This is a genomic window from Alteromonas sp. MMG017 (assembly GCF_018100795.1).
Taxonomy (GTDB): domain Bacteria; phylum Pseudomonadota; class Gammaproteobacteria; order Enterobacterales; family Alteromonadaceae; genus Alteromonas.
This window is the reverse complement of record NZ_JAGJDY010000004.1, coordinates 378721-399462: the sequence shown is the minus strand read 5'-3', so window position 1 is coordinate 399462 and position 20742 is coordinate 378721. Positions and strand designations below refer to the sequence as shown.

Annotated in this window: 20 protein-coding genes; 10 read left to right on the top strand and 10 right to left on the bottom strand. The window is 43.8% G+C overall.

Annotation, left to right across the window (positions count from 1 at the left end; translation table 11 throughout):
- Positions 1-58: 58 nt before the first annotated feature.
- The 3 genes from J8L84_RS08620 to J8L84_RS08610 all read left to right on the top strand — a co-directional run bounded on the left by J8L84_RS08620 (position 59) and on the right by J8L84_RS08610 (position 2841).
- Positions 59-397, top strand: a complete 339-nt coding sequence (locus tag J8L84_RS08620; protein ID WP_211070328.1) for an MGMT family protein — start codon at positions 59-61, stop codon at positions 395-397.
- Positions 398-470: 73 nt separating this feature from the next.
- Positions 471-1664 carry an HD-GYP domain-containing protein gene (locus tag J8L84_RS08615; protein ID WP_211070327.1) on the top strand — a complete coding sequence of 398 codons (1194 nt, stop codon included), beginning with the start codon at positions 471-473 and terminating at the stop codon, positions 1662-1664.
- A gap of 541 nt (positions 1665-2205) precedes the next feature.
- Positions 2206-2841 (top strand): OmpA family protein, encoded by a 636-nt coding sequence (locus J8L84_RS08610; RefSeq protein ID WP_211070326.1) that lies wholly within the window; start codon positions 2206-2208, stop codon positions 2839-2841.
- A 30-nt stretch (positions 2842-2871) separates the two neighbouring features.
- On the opposite strand, the gene J8L84_RS08605 is transcribed toward J8L84_RS08610, so the two are convergent.
- The 4 genes from J8L84_RS08605 to J8L84_RS08590 form a co-directional block, all read right to left on the bottom strand.
- Entirely contained in the window at positions 2872-3405 is a 534-nt protein-coding gene (locus J8L84_RS08605) for a nuclear transport factor 2 family protein (protein ID WP_211070325.1), read from the bottom strand.
- 107 nt (positions 3406-3512) lie between these two features.
- Positions 3513-4514, bottom strand: coding sequence for a LacI family DNA-binding transcriptional regulator (locus J8L84_RS08600; protein WP_211070324.1), 1002 nt, complete (start codon positions 4512-4514; stop codon positions 3513-3515).
- A 74-nt stretch (positions 4515-4588) separates the two neighbouring features.
- Positions 4589-6121, bottom strand: a complete 1533-nt coding sequence (locus tag J8L84_RS08595; protein WP_211070323.1) for an MFS transporter — start codon at positions 6119-6121, stop codon at positions 4589-4591.
- 22 nt (positions 6122-6143) lie between these two features.
- Entirely contained in the window at positions 6144-7481 is a 1338-nt protein-coding gene (locus J8L84_RS08590) for a GH1 family beta-glucosidase (protein ID WP_211070384.1), read from the bottom strand.
- A gap of 447 nt (positions 7482-7928) precedes the next feature.
- Here J8L84_RS08590 and J8L84_RS08585 point away from each other — a divergent pair, with 447 nt between their 5' ends.
- The 4 genes from J8L84_RS08585 (at position 7929) to J8L84_RS08570 (ending at position 14780) form a co-directional block, all read left to right on the top strand.
- Positions 7929-10934, top strand: coding sequence for a TonB-dependent receptor (locus tag J8L84_RS08585; protein ID WP_211070322.1), 3006 nt, complete (start codon positions 7929-7931; stop codon positions 10932-10934).
- 147 nt (positions 10935-11081) lie between these two features.
- A complete protein-coding gene (locus J8L84_RS08580) occupies positions 11082-12725 on the top strand; it encodes a tryptophan halogenase family protein (RefSeq protein ID WP_211070321.1) in 1644 nt (547 codons plus the stop codon).
- Positions 12703-14223, top strand: a complete 1521-nt coding sequence (locus tag J8L84_RS08575; RefSeq protein ID WP_211070320.1) for a tryptophan halogenase family protein — start codon at positions 12703-12705, stop codon at positions 14221-14223. Before J8L84_RS08580 ends, J8L84_RS08575 begins: the two co-directional genes overlap by 23 nt.
- 263 nt (positions 14224-14486) lie before the next feature.
- Positions 14487-14780 carry a DUF1330 domain-containing protein gene (locus J8L84_RS08570; RefSeq protein ID WP_211070319.1) on the top strand — a complete coding sequence of 98 codons (294 nt, stop codon included), beginning with the start codon at positions 14487-14489 and terminating at the stop codon, positions 14778-14780.
- 92 nt (positions 14781-14872) lie between these two features.
- Here the strand turns inward: J8L84_RS08570 and J8L84_RS08565 are convergent, their stop codons facing one another.
- Both J8L84_RS08565 and J8L84_RS08560 read right to left on the bottom strand, forming a co-directional pair.
- Positions 14873-15316: an SRPBCC family protein gene (locus J8L84_RS08565; protein WP_211070318.1), complete on the bottom strand. Its 444-nt coding sequence runs from the start codon at positions 15314-15316 to the stop codon at positions 14873-14875.
- Between the two features lie 217 nt (positions 15317-15533).
- Positions 15534-16397 (bottom strand): YicC/YloC family endoribonuclease, encoded by an 864-nt coding sequence (locus tag J8L84_RS08560; protein WP_211070317.1) that lies wholly within the window; start codon positions 16395-16397, stop codon positions 15534-15536.
- Positions 16398-16684: 287 nt separating this feature from the next.
- On the opposite strand from J8L84_RS08560, the gene rph reads away from it, so the two are divergent.
- Genes rph through tusA form a run of 3 tightly spaced genes read left to right on the top strand, consistent with a single transcriptional unit; the run spans position 16685 to position 18309 of the window.
- Positions 16685-17398: a ribonuclease PH gene (gene rph, locus J8L84_RS08555; protein WP_013786776.1), complete on the top strand. Its 714-nt coding sequence runs from the start codon at positions 16685-16687 to the stop codon at positions 17396-17398.
- A 9-nt stretch (positions 17399-17407) separates the two neighbouring features.
- Positions 17408-18049, top strand: a complete 642-nt coding sequence (gene pyrE, locus J8L84_RS08550; RefSeq protein WP_211070316.1) for an orotate phosphoribosyltransferase — start codon at positions 17408-17410, stop codon at positions 18047-18049.
- A 2-nt stretch (positions 18050-18051) separates the two neighbouring features.
- On the top strand, positions 18052-18309 hold the full coding sequence (tusA, locus tag J8L84_RS08545) for a sulfurtransferase TusA (protein ID WP_063456681.1): 258 nt from the start codon (positions 18052-18054) through the stop codon (positions 18307-18309).
- Positions 18310-18324: 15 nt separating this feature from the next.
- Here tusA and J8L84_RS20660 read toward each other — a convergent pair whose 3' ends face one another.
- The 4 genes from J8L84_RS20660 to J8L84_RS08525 form a co-directional block, all read right to left on the bottom strand.
- Positions 18325-19137, bottom strand: coding sequence for a DUF1206 domain-containing protein (locus J8L84_RS20660; RefSeq protein ID WP_211070315.1), 813 nt, complete (start codon positions 19135-19137; stop codon positions 18325-18327).
- Between the two features lie 140 nt (positions 19138-19277).
- Complete coding sequence (locus tag J8L84_RS08535) at positions 19278-19460, bottom strand: hypothetical protein (protein WP_211070314.1); 183 nt, start codon at positions 19458-19460, stop codon at positions 19278-19280.
- Between the two features lie 54 nt (positions 19461-19514).
- Positions 19515-19895 (bottom strand): hypothetical protein, encoded by a 381-nt coding sequence (locus tag J8L84_RS08530; RefSeq protein ID WP_247670646.1) that lies wholly within the window; start codon positions 19893-19895, stop codon positions 19515-19517.
- Between the two features lie 215 nt (positions 19896-20110).
- Entirely contained in the window at positions 20111-20701 is a 591-nt protein-coding gene (locus tag J8L84_RS08525) for a VTT domain-containing protein (RefSeq protein ID WP_211070312.1), read from the bottom strand.
- Positions 20702-20742: the final 41 nt, after the last annotated feature.

The following is a 20742-nucleotide window of genomic DNA, read 5'->3' as shown; positions in this document are numbered from 1 at the left end:
TTTGAGAAAGTTCCTATTTTTAAAAAGTGGAAAATAGTTAGAATGGATAATATGCATTATGGTTAATATGGCGATAAAATCCAGAATACTAAAAACGCTTTCAATTGTACCAAGTGGTTTCGTAGTCAGCTATGGGCAGCTAGCAGACCTTGCAGGTTTGCCGGGTAAGGCTAGACTTGTAGGAAAGTGCTTAAAAGACTCTGATGTTACTACTCGATGGCATCGAGTTATAAGATCCGATGGAAAAATAGCATTTCCAGCAGGTTCTGAGCTAGCAGAAGAGCAGCGTGCATTGCTAGTGTCGGAAGGAGTCTTAGTTAAAAACCATAGAGTGAACATGAAAGTTTATGGGTGGAAGCCCAGTTTATATACTTTATTGGCTGAACTAGAAAAGTAATTTAACGTATTCATGTATGGCACATTTTATCACCAGTTGGTGTGGCGTTTTTTAAAGTGGTATCTCACTCATAATGCTTAAAAAAATTACAATAAAAGACTTGAAACCGGGTATGTTTGTACATCAAATCCTGGAGCAGAAAGGTCAACTTTCAGTTAAAAGCCAAGGGCGAGTTACTTCGCAAGCTATTGCTGATGCTCTTAAAAAAAGGGGAGTGTTAACCCTTGTTGTCGATACTGACAAAGCCTTTAGCGTATCTACAGGTGAACCTGAAGCTGAAAAGAAAGCGCCGGTAAGCAAAAAAGTCGAAGAGAAAGCGCCTAAGGCAAGCCTTGAAAATGAATTGACCCGCGCAACTAAGTTGCACGTGCAAGGTAAGCGCATCCAAAAGCAGCTGCTTAACAGTGTTAAAAAAGCACAGCCTTTTGATAGCAGTATTCCGAAAGAATTTTCAGCAAAGTTGGTTTCCTCAGTAGACCGCAATCCCGATGCGTTATTGTGCCTGACGAAAATTCGTGAAAAGGACGATTACCTACTAGAACATTCTTTGAATGTTGCCATCTTACTGGCTAACTTTGGTCGTCATTTAGGAATGTCCGAAAGTGAAGTTCAAGATCTCTCCTATTCGGGCTTTCTTCATGATCTGGGTAAAATTCAAATACCCGATGAAATTCTGCATAAACCTGGCCGTTTAACTGATGATGAAATGGACATCATGAAAGGGCATGTTAAACACGGTGTAGATTATTTAAATGAAACCGACTTAGACAAGACCTTAATTAGAACTATCAGCGAGCATCATGAGCGCTTAGATGGGTTAGGGTACCCTATGGGCACTAAAGGTGAAAATATTAGCCATGAAGGCCGTATGTTGGCTATTGCGGATATGTACGATGCCCTAACTGCAGATAGAGTTTACAAATCTGGCATGTCGAGTCAAAAAGCGTTTTCTATTTTACTCAGTGATGCGCCGTCTCGATTAGATTTACCGTTAGTACAGCAATTTATCAAATGCATGGGTATCTATCCAGTAGGAAGCTTAGTATTACTGTCTAATGAACGGCTAGCCATGGTGATAGAGCAAACTGACTCGCCATTAGCGCCTAAAGTTAAGGTATTTTACTCAGTTCGAAATGCACATTATCTAGAGCCGAAAGATATTGATTTAGCATCAGAAAAAAACGTTAAGGTTTCAAAAGCAGCTATTGCCGCTGATTATAAAATTGACGTTAATGCCTTTTTCGAACGCTCGGTGTCTATCGGGTAAGTGCATCGAATCCAACACAGTGTAGAGGTTCGGTGTAAGTTCAGCAGTGTGTTAGGCACACACTGTCGTAGAAACGCGACTAAGTAAGAACGTTGCGTTGGTCTGTACCCTTTACAAAGATATTCGCACTATATCTCAACATTATTTAAACGGGCGAGCGCATATATCTCGTATTCACGGGTTTATCAAAATATCACATTCGAAGTTAAGGCATCCCACGGCTAGCACTTCAGGCAGCCGTTTAGCTTACGTTCAGTTTACTTCCTCTATAATGCCCTTAATGTTTTTCGTTTATTGGTTACACTCAAGCCAATTAATGAATGTGGAATATATATTGCTGCACTTCCTACTTAACAGTGCTCAATAATTATTGCTCAAAACGTATTGCACAGTTTATTGCACGGTTTATTAAACAGTGTAGTGAGACGATAATTTAATAACAGAAAAGATAGAAGTGACGCGAGTGTGCAAGTGAAAAGCTTAAAAGTAAGCGTAAGCTCGTCTTCACCGTAATAATTAATAACGACGTACCGAGGATGTTATGAAAAAGAAAATAGGAATTACTTTAATAGCGGCATCTTTAGCTGTTGCAGGCTGTGCTAATGACCCTTCAAATTCTCAGAAAGGGGCTGCCATTGGCGCTGTCATGGGCGCATTGCTAGGTAAGGCAACAGGAGATAACGATAAAAGTCGCTACGCGTGGGGGGCAGCGGTTGGTGCCATTGCGGGTGGCGCAATTGGTGGTTATATGGATAAGCAAGAAGAAGAACTTCGTAGTGAATTATCTGATACGGGCGTTCAAGTAGTTCGAGAAGGTGATAACTTACGTTTGATAATGCCGGGTGACATCACGTTTGCAACCGACAGTTCTTCTATCAGCCCCAACTTTAACCCAGTACTTCAAGATGTTGCCAAAGTAGTGAATAACTATGAAAAAACGGTACTGATGATAAAAGGCCACACTGACGACACAGGCTCGGAACAATATAACCAAGGGTTATCAGAGCGCCGAGCGGGTGCAGTTAGAAACGTGTTATTGAATTACGGCGTTAATTCAACCCGTATTACTACAGTAGGTATGGGTGAATATCAGCCTAAAGTGCCAAACGATACTGCTGCTAATAGGTCGATGAACCGTCGTGTAGAACTAGAGATTCAGCCGCTAACTCAGTCATAGCGTTAGCAGCTAACCAATAAATAAGGGCCATTATTGGCCCTTTTTTCTATGTGATTTAATCTGTTCTGCAACGCTATCGGCTAGCGCATTCGGCACTGGGATGGTTAGGTGGTATTGGCTCACTTTCCACGCATTGTTCTCTAGTATCAATACACCGGTTCCACGTGTCACGCCTAAACTTTTGTTGTCCAAAAGCTCATTGAACCACGCCACATCTCGATTTTTTGAAAAATACACATGCCTTGAATGGGGAGTATATGTCCACCCCTGCCCTTTTGAAAAATGAGGTTGTGCATAGGCTTTAAAGGCATTAATTGTCCATACCTCAGTAGCATCTGTACCAATGAAAACAGCGTCATTACTATACAAGGCGAAATAATCGTCGAAGTTTGCATCACTCGCTAATTGGTGTAGCGCATCAAGCACCTTATTTACTTTTTCTTCGGCTTCTAGCAAAGCTTTATCTTTTGTACTAGTTCGAGGTGCTATAGGTGAGGAAACTACTTCTGCAGCAAAGGCATTTAAACAGCTTAGCAATAAAATGATGGTAACAGTTAAACGCATAAAGGTAGCTCCGAAAAAAGGTTAAAGGTTTCACATGGAACAGTAAGATGCATTTATCTTAGAAAGAGATGATGCCATAAACCAGATTTATAATTTCGAGTGCGCCTTTAAGCTTCATAGGCCATGGTGGACTCTCGTATAATCAATGACGGTTGAAACAAAGTTTGTACTTCATCTTTATAGCCATACACCACATTTAAAATGTGTCGTGCTGACATTGCAGCCATCTCAGAGATAGGGTTGCTAACGGTGGTCAGTCGCGGAAATACATGGTGAGCAAATACAGCGTCATCAAAGCCTACAATAGATAAATCTTGTGGTAGGTTCATTCCTAAATCCCTAGCGCAACTCATCGCGCCTGAAGCCATCCAATCATTCGCGCACACCAATGCTGAAAAAGACGTGTCACCGGAAAGTAGTTCTAATAAACCTGCCTTCCCATCTTCTTCGGTGTAGTTTCCTTCAAAGACTAAGTTCGGCGTAAAGGCTATTCCGGCGTCTTTAAGCGCGCGCTTATGACCTGCCAATCGTTGGTTGGCATCGCATTTATCAGAAGGGCCCGATATATAGGCAATACTTTTATGGCCTAGACTAATTAGATGCTGAGTGGCTAAATAACCGCCTTTTTCATTGTCTAACACAATACACCCCTCACCCACGCCATTAACTTGGCGGTTAACCAAAGAAATTGGGAGGCGAGATGCATTAAGCGTTTTTAAATACTCATCACTCATGGCTTCAGCGTGCATGATAATAGCATCGCAATTACGGCCAATTAAAAACTCGACGGCATCTTGTTCGGTTTCTAAGTTATTGTGCCCTACCGTAATAATAACGTGCTTATCAGCGGCCCTTAGGGTTAGCTCTACGGCTTGCATCAAGTCACCAAAAAATGGCGAGTTTAGCTCTGAAACTAGAATGCCTACACTATCTGAGCGGCTGGTGGCCAGTGAACGAGCGATGGAGTTGGGGCGATAGTTTAGCGCTAACATGGCTTCTTCTACCTTGGCTTTTAAGGCGGGATTTACAGTAGTTTTACCGTTTAAAACCCGAGATACCGTCGACAACGAGACCCCTGCCTTATCAGCTACTTCATAGATTGTTGCCACGTATCACTTCCCCCAACTTAGTTTTGATGCTCATTAATGCGGTGTTCGCATTATATAAAGCATTATGCCGTTATTCAGGCAGTTGCGCTACGGCGCTTAAGTAAAGTCTCTGTCACTTCTTGCTGGCGCGCATCGGTAAGCGGATAAAGCATAATAAGGAGCGCACCGGCTATACCGAAACAGGCAGGTATCCAGCTCATCAATGCTTGCATACCTGGTAAGGTTTGCGAAATAGAATCGACTTGCATGCCGTCATAGCCATAACTGCCTAGCACTAACAGTACTAATGCGCCTGCAAAGCCCCCACCGGTTTTCTGTACGAAAGAGCCAGCCGAATACACTAAGCCGGTTGCTCTTCGGCCTGTGCGCCATTCGTTATAGTCTGCAGAGTCGCCCAACATGGAAAAGAATAAGGTTGGCATAATCGCAGCGAAAAATTCAGCACCACAGCCTAGTACAAATATGCCTGTCACAGATCCTTGTGGAACAAAGTAAATCGCACATGTCAGTGCGCTGCTTGCCAATAACGAGACAATAAATAGCTTTTTCCGGCCCATATAACGCGACAATGCTGGTGTGGCCAATGCGCCCAATATCGAGACCACCAATAAGGCGATAAAATAGTATCCGGTGAGCAATTCATCACCAATGTAGTACTTAAAGTAATAGGCAATGACACCGTACTTTATGCCGTTAAACATCATAGTAAGGAAGCCCATGCCTAGCAAAATGACCCAAGGTTTATTGGTAAGTAAATCAATGATGTCTTGTTGTGAACGGCTATTTTGCGCTTCAGGTCGGTTAACAAGGCGCTTAATAAAGAAAGAGGTTATTGAAATAACCACCACGAAAGCAATGCCACTAGGCCAGTTTCGATAATAGAAAAAGGCAGTGATTGCCGAGAGTGGAAACAGAATTAAAGGTAGCTGCCGAGACAGATCTTTTAACTCTTGAAGTAAGCTTGCCCCGTCGTTTTGCACGACTGGCACCCTTTCTCTCGTTGTCGCTACGGTTGTGAACATGAGTGCGACCAATAAGGTAGCAAAAAGATACATGGCATATTGATAGCCCTTTGCGGTATCGCCTTCACCGAAAAACGCAACCAGCATCGGTAAACAGCCCATAACTAACAGGCCGCCCATAAACGCGCCAGCAAAACGAAAGCCGGATAGACTCGTGCGTTCCCGGTCGTCGCTTGTCATCACACCCATTAATGCGGAATAGGGGACGTTATTTACCGTGTAAGCTAATGTTAGCCCTATGTAGGTCAGGTAGGCATAAATGAGCTTATTTGTATAAGAAAAATCAGGAGTGGTAAAACATAGCACCATGAACAAACCGAGAAACGGGGTAGAACCTAATATCCAAGGTCGAAATTTACCTAGTTTAGTCTGCGTTCTATCGGCAATCATTCCCATAATAATGTCGGTGACACCATCAGTAAGGCGTACCACCAAAAAAAGCATAGCGGCCGCCGCCGCGGTCAATCCAAAAGTATCGGTGTAGAATACCGCTAGGTATGCAAGGGCACCACGCCAAACTAGATTAGCCGCTGCATCTCCCAACCCATAACCAATCTTTTCCCTTACACTTAGCGAATGATTCACAGCGTATTCCTTCTTATATTTGTTATTTACGACTAGCTAATAAACGTTGGTAAGCCTTCGCGCTGTTTTTAAACGTACGTTCTTGCGTATCAAAATCAACATATACAAGCCCGAACCGTTTTTCATAGCCCTCAGCCCATTCAAAATTATCCATTAGGCTCCATGCGAAGTAACCACTCACTTTCACGCCAGATTCCATTGCCTCGTTTACCGCGTTTAAGTGTCCTGTGTAATAATCAATTCTACCCTCATCGTCTACCATACCATCTTGAAGGACATCTGCCATGGCAGCCCCGTTCTCTGTAATGTACACAGGAGGTAGTTTATAGCGCTCATGCAAAGAAACGAGTAGTTCACGTAAAGCTTCAGGGTAAATTTCCCAACCAATATCTGTCATGGGTGCTTGATGGGCGTGCTCGTGGAATAGGTCTTCAGCTTTACTGGGTGCAGAGTAGTGAAGGCGGGTGTAGAAGTTAATGCCAAGAAAATCTAAAGGCTGACAAATAATTTCCATATCGCCTGACTCAATAGGAGGTTTATCATTCTCAGCCAATGCATCAATAACATAGGGGTAACTACCTTCCATTACAGGTTGCATATACCATTGATTAATATATTGATCCGCCATTTCTGTAGCAAGTTTGTCTGCCTCTGAATCTGATGCGCTATAGCATGGCGTAAAATTTAAAACGATGCCATTCAAAGCATGAGGAGCATTCTTTCTTAGCACTTGCATGCCTAATCCGTGGGCAAGCAAAATGTGATGCGCTGCCGCTCTACCCCGCTTTCTTCCTTTTCGTCCAGGGGCATGAACACCAATTTCGTAGCCTAAATATGCAGAACAAAAGGGTTCATTAAAGGTGGCATAGGAATAAACTCGCTCACCAAGGGCAGCGGTAATTTTGTCGGCATAGTTTGCAAAATCGTACGCCGTTTGACGGTATAGCCACCCGCCTTTATCTTCTAAATACTGTGGTAAATCCCAATGGTAAAGGGTAACAAAAGGCTTTATATTCGCCTCAATTAACACGTCAAGCAATTGAATATAAAAAGAAACTCCTTTTTCATTCAATTCCCCTTCCTGATTCATTACCCGAGGCCATGATATAGAAAAGCGATACGCATCTACGCCAAGTTGCTTTAGCATTTCAACATCTTCACGCCACCTAAGAATGTGTTCACACGCTACAGCACCATCAGAATTATCAGCTACTGCCCCAGGGGTACGACAAAAAACATCCCAAATACTTTCCATTCGGTTTTCAGCATCCCCCTCTATTTGAAAAGAAGAAGTTGCTGTTCCAAACGTAAATTGTTTTTCTAGCATTGGGCTTGTTTTGGGTAGCTCTATGTCTTTCATCATTTCTAAAGGTCCTATTACAATTCTCAATAATGTAGCGAGGTGAAGGTTGGAAAGCGTGAGAAATAAGCGCGATGGATGACTTCACCTATTTTGTTTATAGCATGAACTCAATATTTTGAGAAAGCGCTTTCTTTGTAAAGTTGTTATATTTTATCTTTACGTTAGAAAATGCCCGTTTACATTTGGTCTAGATTAGTCAATTAATAATATTCTAGGGGATAACTCAAGATTATGATTTTAAATAAGAAATATTAATGTAACTAGGTGTTCGATTTAAAGCTGGCTTTTCGTTGTGAACTTTGTGTGAAAAAAATGTTGATCTTTAGTCTAGGATGACTTAGTTTTGAGAAAGCGCTTTCTCTTGCGGGTGTTTCGTTGATAAACCTGAGAAAGCCCTTTCTTGGGAGGCGCTCATCACTCAGCACAACATAAGAGAGAAAGACAGTGACACATAACAAGCTATACAAATCTAAAATCGCTACTAGTCTGTCTTTAATATTGGGAACAGGCCTGATGTTCCCAGTACAAGCACAGGAAGCTAGCGAAAATGACAATATAGAAGTCATTCAAGTATCTGGAATTCGAAGCAGTGTTCAAGAATCGATGGGCATTAAGCGTGATTCAGCGGGTGTTGTTGATGCTATTTCCGCTGAAGACATTGGCAAGTTTCCTGATACAAACTTGGCAGAATCCCTTCAACGTATTACCGGTATATCGATAAGCCGAAATAACGGTGAAGGTAGCCAAATTACAGCACGTGGTTTCGGGCCAGATTTCAACATGGTGACGCTAAATGGCAGAACGATGCCAGGCGCAGCATTACCTAATGGTGGTAGTGTTGGTAATTCCCGTGCATTTAACTTTTCTGATTTAGCCTCTGAAAGTGTACGAGCTGTAGAAGTTTACAAAACCGGCCGCGCGAGTATAGCCACTGGTGGTATTGGTGCCTCGGTAAATATTCGTACTGCAAGACCATTTGATGCCTCTGAAACAGGCATCATGGCGAGTGTTGGCGCCAAGGCATTGCATGACACCACAAATCGCGTGGGTGACGATGTTACTCCTGAGTTGTCTGGCTTTATTAATTATCTAGATGATGACAGAACATTTGGCGTGACCTTTACAGGTTCTTATCAACAGCGCGACAGTGCAGCTCAGGGGGCATTCGTAAACGAATGGCGCGTGAAACCATTCGATGGCACTGTGCCACAATCACCCGATCCAGCTAACCCAGATAGTGGTGATCCCATTGTTTTAAACAATGCACCAGCGATGGGGCAATTATTTGGTATCCCTTCAGATTTACGTTATTACATGGCAGATAGAGAGCGTGAGCGTACCAACGCCCAGCTTACTTTTCAGTATGCGCCAAGCGATAATTTAGTGGCTACTCTTGACTACACGTACTCAAAACAAGACTTATATGAAGCCCGTGCGGAACAATCTATTTGGATGGATGACCGCTACTTTACTAACCTAACGTTCGATGATAATACGGTTAAAACCCCCGTACTTATCACGCAAGAGCGCAGAGATTTATTGCCTCGAGATTTAGGCCTAGCGTTACAAGAGCTTAATCAGGTTAACGAAAATAAATCAGTAGGCTTCAACGTTAAATACTTCGCTACCGATGATCTAACGCTGCATTTCGACTTACATAACTCTACAGCAGAAGGTCGCCCAGATTCGCCCTATGGTACATGGACTAACCTTGGTCTTGGCGCGAATGTTGCCCGCGGTCAAGGTGTCGATTTCTCCGGTGACTTCCCTATCATGATGCTAGATTTTGACGATGTTTCTCGTACAAATCTAAATGGAAATGGCGTACTTGACCAAGACGATGTAGGTACATCCATTCTTGATATGAACTTTGCTTCACAAGAAACCGAAATCACCCAAGCTCGCATTGACGGTAGCTACGCTATGGATACCGGAAGTATTAACTTCGGTATTGAATCTCGTGCGATGGAAAGTACATCGCTGCAATCACTTACACGGCATACCATGGGTAACTGGGGTATTGAAAATCCGGGTGAATTACCAGCTGGTTCACTAACGCCGCTCGATTTAGCTAGTGAATTTAGTGATTTCAATACTACGGGGATGTTTTCACAAGGTTTCACCGGAAGTGTGGCTGAAATTGGTGCTTTCGCCGCTGACGAGTATGGTTTCGATTTACTTGCCAACAACCCATTCGCCACTAACCGTACTATTGAAGAAGATATTACATCGGTTTATTTCGAGTTCGATTTATCCGGTGAGCTCAATGGTATGGAATACAACCTATTGACCGGTATTCGTTACGAAAATACGGATGTTACTTCTATTGCGAATATCAGTTTGCCTAGCGGGATTGCATGGGAAGGTAACAACGACTTTAACGTTCGTTTCGGTAGCGACATGGAAGATGTCGAGGTTGATTCAAGCTACGATCACTTCCTGCCGGCGTTAGATTTCGATATTGAAGTAATGGAAAATGTGATTGCACGTTTCTCATATAGCAAAACCATCGCCAGACCGACTTATAACAACTTAAGTGCGGCTTCTACCGTTGGTACGCCAAGTAGCCCGACGTTGCTTAGCGATGGCCCAACGGCAACGGCAAGTTCTGGTAACCCTGCCCTTATACCCCTTGAGTCAGACAACGTAGATTTGTCATTAGAATACTACTTTGATGAAACCAGTTACGTATCGGTAGGTTTTTACGATAAACGCGTTAAAAACTTTATTGGTAACGAGCAGGTTGAAGAGAATATTTTTGGTTTGACGGATGCTACCGCCGGCCCTCGAGCACAAGCCGCTATGGATGAGCTTGAAGCGCGCGGTATTCCCATCAGCGATACCTCGTTATTTAACATGGTTGCTGCAATGGAAAATGGCGTCGATTACGACTCTATGACCGATGAACAGTTTGAAGCAGAATATGACATTATTCCAAATGGTGACGATCCATTGATGACTTTCATCAATTCGAAGCCTGTGAATAACAAAAATGCCAATATTTACGGATTTGAGCTGGCTGCTCAGCATTTCTTCGGCGATACCGGTTTTGGTATTCAAGCGAACTATACAACGGTGACTGGCGACATCGGGTTTGATAATAATGCTAACCCAAGTATTACCCAGTTTGCGCTAGTCGGCTTGAGTGATACCGCCAACCTGATTTTCATGTATGAAATGGACGCACTGCAAGCACGTATTGCCTATAACTGGCGTGATAAGTTCTTAGATACCACGTCTCAATATGTGAATGAGCCAGGCTATACCGAAGCATACTCACAGATTGATTTTAGTATGTCGTACGAGGTGTCTGACGCATTGACGGTATCGTTTGAAGGGATAAACATTACCGATGAAAACATTCGTCGACACGGAAGAACCAGCGCTATGCTGTGGAAAATAGATGAATTAGGTGCGCGTTATGCATTGGGTGCGCGTTACACCTTTTAAGTAAATCGTAAGCTAATTTGATAAATGGCCTATTGGGGTGGCATGCGTTGCACCTCAATGGGCTTTTTTGTCATAGTGGATACTGATATAAACACTACGCTTAGTAATAAAGAAACAAACCCTACAAAGAATAAAAAGGGATAAATAGTGTCGAAGCAACCGATTAAGCAGGTAGTCATTGTTGGGGGCGGAACCGCAGGTTGGCTATGTGCTGGCGTATTGGCCGCTAGGCTGGGTCATCGCATCGGTAACAGTGACGAGAGCGCAATTAATATAACGCTAGTGGAGTCGCCTAACATACCGAGTATCGGGGTGGGAGAAGGTTCTTGGCCCTCATTACGAGATACGCTTCAAGAGATAGGCATTAAAGAAGCGGAGTTTCTTACTTGCTGTCACGCATCCTTCAAGCAGGGTTCTACCTTTGCTGGCTGGAGAAACGGCCAACAAGATGATAAATACCAACACCCTTTCACTACACCCACAGGCTATACTGAGCTAGATATTCACCGTTGCTGGCAACATTTTTTCCATAATGAATCGTTTGAGCAAAGTTTCTGCTTACAGCCCGATATTTGTCATGCTGGGCTAGCACCAAAACAAAGCACTACGCCTGAATATGCTTACGTACTGAATTACGGCTATCATTTTGACGCCACCGCATTGGCGACCCTGCTCACAAACCATTGTAAAACCTCCCTAGGTGTAAAGCACACGCAAGCGCATATTGCGAAGGTGGTTGCACAGGATAGTGGCGATATTGAAGCGCTGGTAACAGAAAACGGCGATACGATAAAAGGTGATTTGTTTATTGATTGTAGTGGTCAACAAGGGCTACTAATTGACAAACATTACCATGTACCTTGGCAATCTGTGTCATCTGTGCTGCTAAATAACCGGGCAGTCGTGGTACAAGTGCCTTATGTCAGCAGTGACTTGTCGGCATCTGCCGATAACATAGCCTCAACGACAATCGCCACCGCTCAAACCTGCGGATGGACGTGGGATATTGGGTTGCAACACCGTCGTGGTGTGGGGCTAGTCTATGCCAGTGACTATGCGAGTGAGGAAGATGCAGAAACTATACTGCGTGAACACTTAGCGAAGCAGTTGCCCAAAACTGAGATAGAGAACCTCAACTATAGACATTTACAGTTTGACCCAGGCTATCGAAAGCAGTTTTGGGTGAATAACTGTATTGGTATGGGTATGTCATCAGGATTCATCGAGCCACTAGAAGCCTCTGCGATTGCGATGGTTGAATTAGGTATTCGCATGCTGTGCGATCAGTTTCCGCAGAACCGACATCACATGAGTCACGTGGCCACGCGTTACAATCAGCGTTTTACCTATCGCTGGGAAAGAGTTATCGACTTTTTAAAACTACACTATGCGTTAAGCGAAAGAACAGAGCCATATTGGTTAGCACAGCGACACGAAACAAGCATTCCTGACTCGTTGAATGCGCTACTGGATTTGTGGCAGTATCAACCCCCTTCTCGCTATGACCTAATTGAAAACGAAGAAATATTCCCTTCGGCAAGTTATCAGTACGTCTTATACGGAATGGGTTTCCACACTAATAGCAGGCTGCTTGATAAAAACAGTGACATGGTTAGTAAGGCGTTCGCGTTAAAGCAGCGCTTACAAGAAGGCAAAAGCCAATTACTGGCTGGCTTACCAACTAATCGCGATTTACTCACCGCTATCTCTCAGCGTGTAGAGAAAGAAGAAATAACCACTAATAACGAAAAGAAAGAAGGACCTCGCCATGATGTCATCGGTTTCCGATAATTCAAACACTTCAGGTACGGGAGCGAAAGCCAGTCCAGTAAAACGTGTCGTGATTGCTGGTGGTGGCACCGCCGGCTGGATGGCGGCGACTGCGCTTTCAAAATTACTCGGCAAATCCCTTTCTATTACGTTGGTGGAGTCAAAAGATATCGGCATTGTTGGTGTTGGCGAGGCGACAATTCCCCCTATACGTACGTTCCACAAGCTCCTCGGTATAGACGAAAAAGCCTTCATGCGTGCTACCAATGCTACCTTCAAATTGGGTATAGAGTTTGAAAACTGGCGAGAGCAAAATCATAGTTACATCCATTCATTTGGCGTAACAGGCCGAGAGTGCTGGGCAGGCGAATTTCATCACTTTTGGTTACGAGCAAAAGCCCTTGGCTTTGGTGGTGACTTCGGTGATTACTGCTCCGAATTAAAAGCCGCGAAAGCGAGCAAGTTTGCCTATGGCGAACGTTTGCCAATGAACTTCGCCTATCATTTTGACGCCGTGGCCTACGGTCGCTTTTTAAAAGGGCTGGCAGTAAAGGCGGGAGTGACCCATATCGAAGGTGACATTCAGCATGTAAGTAAATGCTCACAAACGGGGTGTATTACAAGTATAAAGTTATCGGATGATAAAGAAATTGCCGGCGACTTATTTATCGATTGCACGGGATTTAAGGGGCTTTTGATAGAAAAGGCGCTTCATACCGGGTATGAAAACTGGAGCCATTGGCTTCCCTGCGACAGTGCTCTAGCAGTCCAAACAGAACCAACCTCCGACCCCGTTCCTTATACAAAAAGTGTTGCACATGCTGCGGGCTGGCGCTGGAAAATACCGCTTCAAAATCGGGTGGGTAATGGATTAGTTTATTGTAGCAATTATATGAGCGATGACGAAGCCAAAGACACCTTATTAAGTGCTATAGAAGGCGATACCCTAAACGAACCAAGAACCATAAGATTCACGCCAGGTAAGCGTCGTTTGGGGTGGAATAAAAACTGTGTGGCATTAGGATTAGCCAGCGGTTTTATCGAACCATTGGAGTCCACCAGCATTCACTTGATCATGACCGGGATTGTTCGCTTAATGCGCTTGTTTCCATTTGATGGAATAACCCAATCAACGGTAGATGAATATAACAATAAGTACGACAGTGAAATGGCAGCCATTCTCGATTTTATTGTGATGCACTATAAGGTGACTAACCGAGAAGACAGCCCATTTTGGGAACACTGCAAAAATACGGACATCCCCCCTTCTCTCACCCACAAAATAAACTTATTCAAACAAACCGGAAGAGTGTTTCTAGATGATGGGGATATCTTCCGAGTCGATTCATGGACACAAGTAATGATGGGGCAAGGCTTGGTGCCACAACAGTATCATCGGGTAGCCGATGAAATGTCTGAAACCGAACTTGAGCGCTTTCTAGCAGGCCTGAAGCAGCAAGTAGATAATCAAGTATCGGCGCTACCTTCTCATCAAGACTTTCTTGAGAAGTACTTGTAATCAAGAAGCTATCTGTAATCGAGAAGTTCCTGTAATCAAAAAAATGGCCATGATTATCCTGTTTCACCATAAACTCATTCAATGATTAGGCTAATTATCAATTTATAGTGAACTGCTATGCTATAGCCAACATTAAGCACTAGCGCCTAAATGAGTAGAAGATACTGCTAATCGTTTTTTACCAGTAGCCTTTATTAACAGCGCTTGCATATTTTGCTCCCTAGCGTGGTGCACAAGTATTTTTCAAATAGGAAAATAGCCAAATGAAAGCTTATTCAGTATTGGATGTAATCGTGAAAAATGACAGTTGGGTTCCAGCGTATATGGAAAGCGTAGGTGACATAGTGTCGAAACACGGTGGGGTATATTTAGCCAATAGCACCCACTACGAATTTCTAGAAGGTAGCGGTAATCAAGAAGCGGCACGGGTTATTATTGAATGGCCATCTGTCGATGCTGGCAAAGCATTTATGTCAGACCCAGCTTATCTTCCTCATTTAAAAGGGCGCCAGGCCGGTACAATCAGTAATCACTTTTTGATTGAAGGCAAAGCTTAATATTGAATTAGTGCTGCATAAACATTCTGGGCGAAGTTTGTAGAAGTACTCTCTACTTAAGTTCGCCCTAGTGCGAATACGAAGGTTATTGTTTAGCTAGGCATATTCCCAATCTGCTTAAGAATACTGCCGAAGGCTTTACCTCCATTCTTTTGAATTTGTTTGTCAAAATATAAACTACCTAATACAAAAATGGTGATGTGGCCTACCGAGCGCCATGTAGCATGGGTTTTACCATCTATTTCTTTTAACGTAATCTCGCCTAACTGGTGGTCGTAAGGAAGCGGCTTCGATTTCACCACTTTATAGCCGAGCTTATAGGGAGGATCGTAAGCAACTATTTCTTCATGCAAGTTGGCCCCACCCGCAATAATCTCACGCACAGCACCAAGACCATTTTGTTCGAGCTTACCTTCAACAATAAGGTTAGATGCTTCCACGCCCTTGAATTGTGCATAGTTTGCGTGATCACTTAACTTGGCAAAAACAAAGTCTATCGGTTTGTCGATAACGCGCTCTACACAAATTGAAAACATCCACTGCCCCTATTGAAATTACTGCTATTGAGTACGACTGATTTACTCACTGGTTAGTTAAATATAAAGCAACGGACATATAGCTCAAATAATCACTTTTGATTTGTAACTATAGGTTGGAGGAAGTCTTAATATGCATTTATGGCTAAAGCAAAAAACCTCGCGGTATAGCGAGGTTTCTACGTTTATTGTTCGATTTACTAAGCGCTAGTGAGCTTTACTCAATATTCTGGATCTGCTCGCGCATCTGCTCAATCAACACCTTAAGTTCAACAGCCGATTGGGTGATGTCGGTATTAATTGATTTTGACCCTAGTGTGTTCGATTCGCGGTTAAATTCCTGCATCATAAAATCGAGACGTCGACCAACTGCCCCGCCCTTTTTAAGAATATTGCGGGTTTCTATAACATGAGCATTCAAGCGGTCGAGCTCTTCGGCAACATCGACTTTTTGCGCTAGCATAATCATTTCTTGTTCAAAGCGGCCTGCATCTAGCTCAATTTTGGCTTCTTCGAAGCGTGCTTGTACTTTTTCTCGCTGCCACACCATAATTTCAGGCATACGGGTGGTCACTTTCTCGGCTTCTACTTCAATGGCGTCTAAGCGCTGAGTGATCATGCCTTTTAACGCTTCGCCTTCGGTGGCGCGGGCGCTTATAAAGTCGGTAAGGGCTTGGTCGAACGCAGCCATAACGTCGCCATGAATAGTATCCATGTCAGCTTCTTCAGCAGCAATAACACCCGGCCAGCGCAATACGTCTAGCGGGTTTACGCCGGTAGATTGGCCATGAGCCTGTACCCAGTCGGCGGCATTAAGTACTTGTTTAGCCAATTCTTCATTAAGGCTAAGTTTGGTTACAGCAGCATCGTTAGCGGTGAAACGTAAAGCGCACTCTACTTTTCCGCGCGCTAGTTTCTTTCTGAAACGTTCGCGAAGCACCGGCTCTAAAGAGCGGAACTGCTCGGGCAAGCGAAAGTAGGTTTCTAAGAAACGTTGGTTAACGGAGCGTATTTCCCATACGGCCGAGCCCCAGTCTTTTTTCGTTTCTACCCGCGCGAATGCGGTCATGCTGTAAATCATAAAGGGTCCTTTTATTGCACTTATTGCAAATGAAAACCTGCAAAAACAACCCGCTGGCGCGCATTGTGTCATCATTATCTTAAGGCAGGTTTTCTTGTATTCACTATAGTAGCCTACATTGATAAGAATTCGATATGTTAAAAGAGCGAAAGTTCGTTTTTAACAGCCGCTATTAGTGCGTTATACTTACGCCCCAAACACAGGCTTGTGTGCACACTTACCCAATATTAAGTGCGCTACTTGCCGGAACTCTTTCTTTTATAAGCATTCATCTCGTGGAGAACTCTATGCGTCCAAGCGGCAGAACCGCCAATCAAATTCGCCCAGTTACTATTACTCGTCAGTACACTTGTCACGCTGAAGGCTCAGTGCTGGTGGAGTTCGGCAACACTAAGGTGTTGTGTAACGCTACGGTTGAAGAAGGTGTGCCTCGTTTCATGAAGGGCCAAGGTAAAGGCTGGATCACGGCGGAATACAGCATGCTCCCTCGCGCCACTCACACCCGTAGTGGTCGTGAAGCTGCACGTGGTAAGCAAGGTGGCCGTACGCTAGAAATTCAACGTCTTATTGCTCGCTCGCTTCGTGCGGCCGTAGATTTAAAACTATTGGGCGAGAACACTATTACGCTTGATTGTGATGTTATTCAAGCTGACGGCGGAACACGTACTGCCTCTATTACAGGTGCATGTGTGGCGTTGGTTGATGCGTTAACGTATATGCGCAGTAAAGGTATTTTGAAAGCGAACCCACTGAAGCACATGATTGCGGCATTGTCGGTAGGTATTTACAAAGGTACGCCTATCGCTGACCTTGAGTATACCGAAGATTCAGTTGCTGAAACTGACATGAATATCGTCATGACAGAAACAGGCAAGCTTATTGAAGTACAAGGTACTGCAGAAGGCGAACCGTTTGCGTTTGAAGAGCTTGATGAAATGCTAACTATTGCTAAGCATGGCTTGCGTGAATTGTTCGACATTCAAAAAGCAGCACTGGCGTAAGGGGTTACCATGAAAGCGTTTCAGCGCAGTTTTATTGAATTTGCCATTGAACGTGGTGTACTTAAATTTGGTGAGTTCACCTTAAAGTCTGGCCGTGTAAGCCCATACTTTTTTAACGCGGGGTTATTTAACTCTGGCGGCGACTTAGCAAAGTTGGGGCGCTTTTATGCCGATGCATTAGTGGATGCTGGGGTTGAATTCGACGTACTGTTCGGCCCTGCTTACAAAGGCATTCCTATTGCTACAACGACTGCGGTAGCCTTAGCCGATAGACATCATCGTGATGTGCCTTATTGCTTTAACCGCAAAGAGGCGAAAACTCACGGAGAAGGCGGCAATTTAGTAGGTAGTCCGCTGGAAGGTCGCATTATGTTAGTTGATGATGTGATTACAGCAGGTACGGCTATTCGTGAGTCTATGACTTTGATAGAGCAGCACAAAGCGAGCTTATCTGGTGTGCTTATTGCCCTAGATAGGCAAGAGCGCGGTAAAGGTAAGCTGTCTGCTATTCAAGAAGTAGAACGCGATTTTGGAACTACCGTGATTGCTATTGTTACGTTAGCCGATGTAGTGACTTACTTAACCGAGCAAGACAACATGGCGAGTGAAATTAAGGCGATAAATACGTACCGTGAAACCTATGGTATTTAAGTATGGCATCTGAATTTCAACAAGCTTTTGATGAAGCTACAACGCATTTAGATGCGTTGGGGCTTCGTTGCCCAGAACCCGTGATGATGGTGCGTTTGCAAATACGCAAGTTGGAAGACGGTCAAACGTTGTCGGTTACGGCAGATGACCCCTCAACGGCACGTGATGTACCGAGCTTTTGTCGATTTATGGAGCACACCTTGGTGGCATCACAAACCGATGTAATGCCTTATCAGTATGTGATCAAAAAGGGGTTGTAGGCTTATAGACCTCGGCTAGGTTCGACGATACCTAGCTTCAAACCCACAATAAATACCAAACATAATAAACCCCACTCCCACGGCAGCTAACATATAAAGCCCAAACGTTTGCTGGGTAAGAGTTTGTAGTGCTTGTTGCAGCCCTCCCGCTTCAGAGGGGTCATTTTTTATCGCCGATATAACAAAGAAACTGCCCACCAGAAGATACACCACACCTCGGGAAAAGTAGCCTAGTCTGCCAACCACTTTGGTAGTTTTTCGTTTATGACCCGTTAGCTTTGCTTGTTCAAACTTTTTGAGAAAATCTGTTTTGTAAGCGTGTTTGAACTGCATAAAAGCAAATATAAGTACACCTGCACCAATAGCCGCAACCAAATAGGTTCCCCATTGATACTGCAGAAGTTGATGGCTTACCTGTTCCCCTTTGGAACCACCGCTACCACTTGAACTACTGCCAGAGTTGCTACCAATAAGCACTTTTGCACCTAAAAATGCAGCACCAAAATAGAATATACCCGATACAAACAAAAACACGCGCATGATAATGTCTTTGGCTTTTGTCATATCTAGCGATTCAGTGTTTAAAATACTTTGAAGCCATCGCCACAAGGCGTAGCTCACTAACCCTGCGATTAAAATACCTAGAAGTACTTGCCCAAATGGCTGGGATTTGAGTGTGACAAACACGTTTTCTTGTGTTGCTTTTTCACGGTCTGCGGCAGTAATTACCGAGGAAAGGATAAAGAGACCAAGCATGGAGTACATGATGGTTTTGGCGCTGTAACCTGCGCTAGCAATGGCTGAAAGCCAGTTTGAAGTATCGCGCACGTTGCGCTCCTCGTTCGTATAATTGAAGATTGTCTCGTGAGACTTTCAAGAATCGAACCATGACTAATAGAAGCGACAATAATCTAACCGAGCAGTTTATAGCCAGCGCTCAATACGTATTGTTATTTTTCTGCAATTACCTACTCGTCGTTACCACTTACAGCTTGCAACAGTAGTTGTTGAAGTTGTTGTTTGCTACGGGAGCAGTCGCAATGAATATCGGACACATGCAAGTTTTGACCACTTAACATTTTTCGAAGCACCGACGCTTTTACGTTTAATGATATGAAGTCGTTGTTATCCTGAAACGGTTCTACTGTCATGCTGATTTCCCTCGTTTTGAATGGGGTATCTTACGGTTGATAATTGCTGTTGCGCTAATGCAATGCCAGCGTTTGCTGATGCGCAATGGGCATGGCGCCACTTCCTTTTTCAAGTGCAACCTGTATAGCGCAAATAAGCTTACATACCGAGGGCTTACTGGCATGTAAAGGAAGTATGGCGATAAGTTGCTGGTGGCACTCTTGCAAGATTTGATGTGCCTCGTGCTTTTTATCTTCTTTATGCAGCAATGAAGATAAATACATGGCCATCGTGCCGAAGGCCAAGACATCTTCGTGAATAGATTTGTCTATTGTATCGTTGACCGGCTGCAGCGCAGTAAGCACGACCTTAGCGGCTTCGAACGTCTGATAACCAAGACTTCTTGCCTCGCTAAACTTACCAGCTTGATGAGCTTGCTGTGTTTGAACCTGCATAGCGATTCTATGCTCACGCGCATGTGAAGGATTTAGCTGCAACCACTTCCTGTAGACTGGGCATAACCGTTGTAAATTCATAATTTGCACCTCCTAAAAACTACATTAGTGCAAATGAGAATTATTATCAAATGTAAAATTGAAAAAATTTATCTGTGTAATTTACAAAGCAGATTAGGGACTCAAGTACGCGTTAAGTAATGCCTGAAAAACAGCTAGCCTTTCAACATATTAACCGTAAACCATGTGCCTATTACTAATACGGTGAGCACGGCGATGGCGGCAAATTTATATTTCTTAATAAGTCGTTCGGCTTTGTTTCCGGCAAAATACACCACGGCTGCTAAGCCAAAATAGCGAATGGCGCGAGCAATTACCGTGGCTAGTAGAAAAAGGCCAAGGGAGAATTTGGTGGCACCTGCTGCTAGCATTGCCACCTGAAAGGGAATGGGAGCAATGCCTAATGTCATCACAAACCAAAACCCTTGGTTTTGCATTTGTTGTTTAACATTGTCGAATTGTTGTTGGCTGAAAAAGGTATCTATTACCCACTGGCCTAGCAAATCGAATAAATAGTATCCCATCGCATAGCCGAATAATGCGCCTACCACGCAGCCTAAGGTTGCCATAAAGGCTATTAACCATAGCTTATCGCGGCGCGCCTGCATCAAGGGTACCATAACCGCTTCAAGAGGCACTGGCACAATGGTCGACTCTAAAAAAGACGCAAACGTGATACCCGTAAGCATGTGTTTGGAGTCTACGAGTTGCTTAGTTTTCTTCTTTACCTTTTTACCCAGTGCCATCTTTTGCTTTGTACTACCCTGAAATTAATGAGGCCCTGATA

Excerpts from the sequence above, each read along its gene's own strand:
- rph (WP_013786776.1), top strand. The coding sequence starts at position 16,685 with ATGCGTCCAAGCGGCAGAACCGCCAATCAAATTCGCCCAGTTACTATT.
- J8L84_RS08530 (WP_247670646.1), bottom strand. The coding sequence starts at position 19,895 with ATGCAGGTTCAAACACAGCAAGCTCATCAAGCTGGTAAGTTTAGCGAG.
- J8L84_RS08590 (WP_211070384.1), bottom strand. The coding sequence starts at position 7,481 with ATGAAAGACATAGAGCTACCCAAAACAAGCCCAATGCTAGAAAAACAA.
- J8L84_RS08565 (WP_211070318.1), bottom strand. The coding sequence starts at position 15,316 with ATGTTTTCAATTTGTGTAGAGCGCGTTATCGACAAACCGATAGACTTT.
- J8L84_RS08570 (WP_211070319.1), top strand. The coding sequence starts at position 14,487 with ATGAAAGCTTATTCAGTATTGGATGTAATCGTGAAAAATGACAGTTGG.
- pyrE (WP_211070316.1), top strand. The coding sequence starts at position 17,408 with ATGAAAGCGTTTCAGCGCAGTTTTATTGAATTTGCCATTGAACGTGGT.
- J8L84_RS08535 (WP_211070314.1), bottom strand. The coding sequence starts at position 19,460 with ATGACAGTAGAACCGTTTCAGGATAACAACGACTTCATATCATTAAAC.
- tusA (WP_063456681.1), top strand. The coding sequence starts at position 18,052 with ATGGCATCTGAATTTCAACAAGCTTTTGATGAAGCTACAACGCATTTA.
- J8L84_RS08620 (WP_211070328.1), top strand. The coding sequence starts at position 59 with ATGGTTAATATGGCGATAAAATCCAGAATACTAAAAACGCTTTCAATT.
- J8L84_RS08615 (WP_211070327.1), top strand. The coding sequence starts at position 471 with ATGCTTAAAAAAATTACAATAAAAGACTTGAAACCGGGTATGTTTGTA.
- J8L84_RS08605 (WP_211070325.1), bottom strand. The coding sequence starts at position 3,405 with ATGCGTTTAACTGTTACCATCATTTTATTGCTAAGCTGTTTAAATGCC.
- J8L84_RS08560 (WP_211070317.1), bottom strand. The coding sequence starts at position 16,397 with ATGATTTACAGCATGACCGCATTCGCGCGGGTAGAAACGAAAAAAGAC.
- J8L84_RS08575 (WP_211070320.1), top strand. The coding sequence starts at position 12,703 with ATGATGTCATCGGTTTCCGATAATTCAAACACTTCAGGTACGGGAGCG.
- J8L84_RS08610 (WP_211070326.1), top strand. The coding sequence starts at position 2,206 with ATGAAAAAGAAAATAGGAATTACTTTAATAGCGGCATCTTTAGCTGTT.
- J8L84_RS08525 (WP_211070312.1), bottom strand. The coding sequence starts at position 20,701 with ATGGCACTGGGTAAAAAGGTAAAGAAGAAAACTAAGCAACTCGTAGAC.